We start from the raw sequence: 4,863 nt of genomic DNA, 5'->3' as shown, positions 1-4,863 counted from the left end.
GGCGCCGGGTTGTTGCCGCCGCCGCCTCGCGAGGCGCGAATCCCGCTGCCCGGCGGTGGGGTGTTGAGCAGACTGCCTGGCGAAGGGGACCTGCTGGCGCTGACCGTCGACGACGGCGTCAACAGCGACGTGGTGCGGATGTATACCCAGTTCGCCAAGGACACCGGAATCCGGCTCACGTACTTCGTCAACGGGGTCTACCGGTCGTGGACCGAGAACGCGGACCTGCTGCGACCACTGGTCGACGACGGCCAGATTCAGTTGGGCAACCACACCTGGTCACACCCTGATCTGACGACAGTACCGCTGCCACAGGTGGCAGAAGAGTTCCGTCGCAACCACCAATTCCTTTGGGACACTTACGGTGTCGACGCCAGACCGTACTTCCGGCCGCCGTATGGACAACACAACGCACACGTCGACAAGGTGGCGGGCGACCTGGGCTACAGCGCCGACACGCTGTGGTCCGGCTCGTTGGAGGACCACGTCTGGATTCCGGCGAGCGAAGTCGTCAAGATGGCCGACCGGTACTTCCATCCACAAACGATCGTGATCGGGCATCTCAACCACCTGCCGGTGACGCAGGTATACGGGCAGCTGGTCGACGTCATTCGGGCGCGCAAACTGCGCACGGTCACCCTGGACGACGTCTTCCTCAAAGCGACCTGAACCCGCCGGCGAGGCGAGTCACATCCGTCACTCTAGCCCCAGGAAAAACATCTGATGATTGTTCGGCGTGGCTAGTTCAGTTTGCCAGATATTGGGTATCTAATGACTTGATAAGGGTCATGCGGTAACGTGAGACCCCGATTCAGCTATTGGTATACCGCAGGAGAGATCGACGTGTACATCAACCCACTGTCGCGTTCTCGGATGAGTCGAATTGCCTGGTCGCTGCTTCGCCACCCGCTGAGGAGCCGAGAGTTCCCGGCCAAGGCCGAGCGGCTGATCACCGCCGACGAGCTACTTCGTTACGGGGTCTAGCAACCCAACGTCATCCTGGTTACGCCGATTCGACGGCGTGTGACCATTCCTTTGCCTAACCGTTATATTATCGTGACCGTCAGTTGACTTTGCTGGTCAGTAGCCCAGAATCCCGGATCGCCTCGGCCAGCGGTTCCAGCACATCAGGTGTGTGCGGCGTCGGCAGATACACGATCGCCAAGTCCAGACCCTCCGCGCCGAGGGCCGCCGCTTCCTCGATCGCGTGGCCGAAGTCGAGCGGCTGACCGGGATTGTCGTGGTCCGTTGTCAGCCGCACGTGCGCCGAAAGCATGATCTCCTTCGGGTCGCGGCCGATGTCCGCGCAATGCGATGCCAGCACGTCGCGCTTGCGGGCGAACTCCTCGGCAGGGCCGCCGACGAAATTCCAGTGGTCGGCATATTTCGCCGTGATGCGCAGCGTGCGCTTTTCGCCGCTGCCCCCGATGCAGATCGGCGGGTGAGGTTTCTGCGGCCCTTTCGGTTCGTTGCGTGCGTCCTTGAGTTGGTAGAACTTCCCGTCGAACGACGTGGTGTCTTGGCTCAACAGGCCTTTGAGAACCTGGCAGGCTTCCTCGAACCGGTCGAAGCGTTCCTTGATGGTGCCCAGCTCGATGCCATAGGCGCCGGATTCCTCTTCGTTCCAGCCGGCGCCGATGCCGAGCTCGAGGCGTCCGCCAGAGATGATGTCAACGGCCGCAGCCATATTGGCCAAAACGGCGGGATGGCGGTAGTGAACCCCGGTGACCAACGTGCCGAGCCGCAGTCGTTTGGTGGCCTGCGCCAGCGCGGTGAGCGTGCTCCAGCCCTCGAGGCACGGGCCGGTGGAGTCGGAGAAGATCGGATAGAAGTGGTCGAAGGTCCAACCGGACTCGTAGACGTCGATGTCGTCGGCGGCCTGCCACACGGCGAGCATGTCGGACCAAGCGGTGTTCTGCGGTGAGGTTTTGAACGCGAATCGCACTTGGCCGAGCGTAGTCGGAGTTCCTGAAAGTGCGATGTGTGCCGGGTTAGTCGGGTTCGCCGTACTCGTCGAACCAGTACGCGAGCTTGCCCCTGCGACTCACGGCGCGCAGCCGCCGCTCGGCCGCCGCGCGCGTCTTGGTGGTGGTGACGATGAGCAGTTCGTCGCCGATCGCGATACGGGTGTCGGGCGCAGGGACGAACGTGTGGCCGTCGCGGATGATCAGGGTGATAACGCTGGGATCGGGGAGTCGCAGTTCGAGGACCGTGACGTTGTGCAACCGGGACGGCGCGCGCACGGTCATCGTCAGCAGCTCGGCCTCCAAGACGTCGAGGGGAGCCGATTCCACCTGGATCTCGCGGGTCGCCTCCTTCGGGATCAGTCCCAACCGGTGGGCGAGTGGCCGCAGGCTCGGACCCTGGACCAGGGTGTACACCACCACGAGAATGAACACGATGTTGAGCAGCCGGACGCTGTCGGGAACACCCCCGACGATCGGGAATGTCGCCAACACGATCGGGACAGCGCCCCGCAGACCAGCCCAGGACACGAAAACCTGTTCGCGCCAGGGCACCCGGAATCCGGCAAGGGAGACGACGACAGACAGCGGTCGGGCGACCAGCAGCAGAACGAGTCCGATGACGATCCCCGGCACCAATTCGGCGCCCAGATCGCTGGGGTCGACGAGCAGGCCGAGAAGAACGAAAAGGCCGATCTGTGCGAGCCAGCCAAGCCCCTCCGCGAAAGACCTGGTGGCCGAGCGGTGAGGTAGCCCGGAGTTGGCGAGCACGACGGCGGCCAGATACGCGGCGAGGAACCCGCTGGCGTGCGCTGAGCCTGCCGCGGCGAATGCGACCATGCCCAACCCGAAGGTCGCCAGCGGATACAGGCCGGAGGCCGGAAGGGCGATGCGGCGCAAGGCGATTGCGCCGAGAAAACCACATCCAAGCCCGATCGCGGCGCCGACACCCAACTCGTAGACCAACTCGCCGAGCGCGTGCACCGGGGACAGCTCGAGCGGCACGACGCTGAACATCAAGACGAGGATGACGGCGGGGGCGTCGTTAAAACCGGACTCCGCTTCGAGCAGGCCCGCGACGCGGCGCGGCAAGGGCACTACGCGCAGCACCGAGAACACCGCGGCGGCGTCGGTGACCGACACGACGGCGCCAAGCAGCAGCGCCAGTTGCCAGTCCATCCCGAGCAGCAGGTGCGCCCCCGCGGCCGTGACCACCATGCTGACCGCTACGCCGACGGTGGCCAATGCGCCTGCGGGCGCCAACACCTTTCGCACGTCGGCGAACTTCGTCGTCAGGCCGCCTTCGATGAGGATGATCGCCAGCGCCACCGTGCCGAGGTGATCGGCGAGCAGGTAGTTGTCGAAATGCAGGCCCAGCCCGTCCTCGCCGACGATGACACCCACGCCGAGGAACAGCAACAGGCTCGGCAGTCCCACTCGGCTGGCCGCCCGGGTGGCGACGATGCTGGCGAGTAGTACCAGCCCACCGGCAAGCAGCACCAGGTACAGCTGCTGCATGCTCATTTCATCCCCGTCCGGGACCGCATCGGTGGTTTGACGTGCAGTTAACCAGTACCACGGCGCCCACGTGCGATGGTCCTGCCGGTAGTGGCGCAGGACGCCGCCACATGGGACAGGATGAGATCGTGTTCCGCATCAGAAGGCGATCCGCCGCGGCATCGAAAGCCGCTGAGGCCGCTGACGAGCGGCAGATGATGCGCGTCGGCATCGCCGGTGCCGGGGCGGTCGGACGGTCTGTCGCCCAGGAACTCCTCGACTATGGCCACAAGGTGTTGCTGATCGAGCACAACGTCAGTCACTACGAACCGCGCACGGTTCCCGATGCCGAGTGGTTGTTGGCGGACGCGTGCGAGCTGACGTCGCTCGAGGCGTCCGGAATTCAAATGTGTGATGTTGTCATCGCCGCGACCGGCGATGACCAGGTGAATCTCACGGCGGCGCTGTTGGCCAAGACCGAGTTCGGGGTGGCCAGGGTGGTGGCACGGGTCAACGACATGCGTAATGAATGGCTGTTCTCCGAGTCGTGGGGCGTCGATGTCGCGGTCTCTGCGCCGAGCGCCTTGGTAGCGGCCATCGAGGGCGCCATCGATATCGGACACCTGGTGCGATTGATGGAATTGCGGCAGGGACAAGTGAGCTTGGCCAAACTGACTCTGCCCACCGACGATCCATTCGTCGGTCAGCGGATGCGAGACCTACCCCTGCCCGAGAACACCGCACTGGCCATCGTCATACGCGACAGCGGGATCGTCCTCCCTTCGCCGGACGACATGCTCCAGGCCGGCGACGAGATGCTGTTCTTCGCCGGCGGTGCTGCTGCCGAGAACCAGGTCCGGGCCCTTGTCCGCGGTGCCATCGATGAGATTTCGCCCCGAAGGAGGTCTATACCGCGATGATCGACTTGACGCCTGCATGCCAACGCACGTCCGAGGTGCTCGCCAACGTGGCCGACGACCAGCTTTCCGCCGGGACCCCCTGTGACCCGATGCGCCTGCGTGATCTGGTGCAACACATCGGCGGGCTGTCACTGGCATTCGCCGCCGCGGCGCGAAAAGACTTCGGGCCGCTGACCGACACCCCTCCGGCGAGTACGGGCGAACTGGAAGCTGACTGGCGCACCAGCTTTCCGGCGCGGCTCGCCGACTTGGCCAAGGCGTGGGGTGACCCGGCGGCGTGGGAAGGCATGTCGCGCGCCGGTGGCGTCGACTTTCCTGCGGAGATCGGCGGATTGATCGCGTTGACGGAGGTGGTGATTCACGGCTGGGACGTGGCTCGTGTGACGGGCCGGCCCTACGACGTCGACCTCGAGAGCGCGGCCGCCGTGCTGGGCAATGTCGAGCAGACGGCCGCGGAGGGACCCGTGGAGGGACTGTTCGGG

The 4,863-nt window shown here is 64.9% G+C and carries 5 protein-coding genes; 3 read left to right on the top strand and 2 right to left on the bottom strand.

All coding sequences use genetic code 11. The features are described 5' to 3' along the window. Positions 1 to 669: polysaccharide deacetylase family protein (locus VFH65_RS05715; RefSeq protein WP_353320181.1), on the top strand; the 669-nt coding region annotated here is incomplete at its 5' end. A 394-nt stretch (positions 670 to 1,063) separates the two neighbouring features. Here the strand turns inward: VFH65_RS05715 and VFH65_RS05710 are convergent. Both VFH65_RS05710 and VFH65_RS05705 read right to left on the bottom strand, forming a co-directional pair. Next, positions 1,064 to 1,945 (bottom strand): LLM class F420-dependent oxidoreductase, encoded by an 882-nt coding sequence (locus VFH65_RS05710; RefSeq protein WP_353320180.1) that lies wholly within the window; start codon positions 1,943 to 1,945, stop codon positions 1,064 to 1,066. 46 nt (positions 1,946 to 1,991) lie between these two features. Continuing rightward, positions 1,992 to 3,488 carry a potassium/proton antiporter gene (locus tag VFH65_RS05705; protein ID WP_353320179.1) on the bottom strand — a complete coding sequence of 499 codons (1,497 nt, stop codon included), beginning with the start codon at positions 3,486 to 3,488 and terminating at the stop codon, positions 1,992 to 1,994. A gap of 191 nt (positions 3,489 to 3,679) precedes the next feature. On the opposite strand from VFH65_RS05705, the gene VFH65_RS05700 reads away from it, so the two are divergent. Then, positions 3,680 to 4,381 carry a potassium channel family protein gene (locus VFH65_RS05700; RefSeq protein ID WP_353320182.1) on the top strand — a complete coding sequence of 234 codons (702 nt, stop codon included), beginning with the start codon at positions 3,680 to 3,682 and terminating at the stop codon, positions 4,379 to 4,381. Then, the coding region (locus VFH65_RS05695) for a TIGR03086 family metal-binding protein (RefSeq protein ID WP_353320178.1) at positions 4,378 to 4,863 on the top strand (486 nt) is incomplete at its 3' end. The genes VFH65_RS05700 and VFH65_RS05695, both read left to right, overlap by 4 nt.

The organism is Mycobacterium sp., assembly GCF_035697385.1.
In the GTDB taxonomy this organism is placed as follows: Bacteria; Actinomycetota; Actinomycetes; order Mycobacteriales; family Mycobacteriaceae; genus Mycobacterium.
This window is presented reverse-complemented; position numbering and strand designations above follow the sequence as displayed.

Excerpts from the sequence above, each read along its gene's own strand:
- VFH65_RS05705 (WP_353320179.1), bottom strand. The coding sequence starts at position 3,488 with ATGAGCATGCAGCAGCTGTACCTGGTGCTGCTTGCCGGTGGGCTGGTA.
- VFH65_RS05700 (WP_353320182.1), top strand. The coding sequence starts at position 3,680 with ATGCGCGTCGGCATCGCCGGTGCCGGGGCGGTCGGACGGTCTGTCGCC.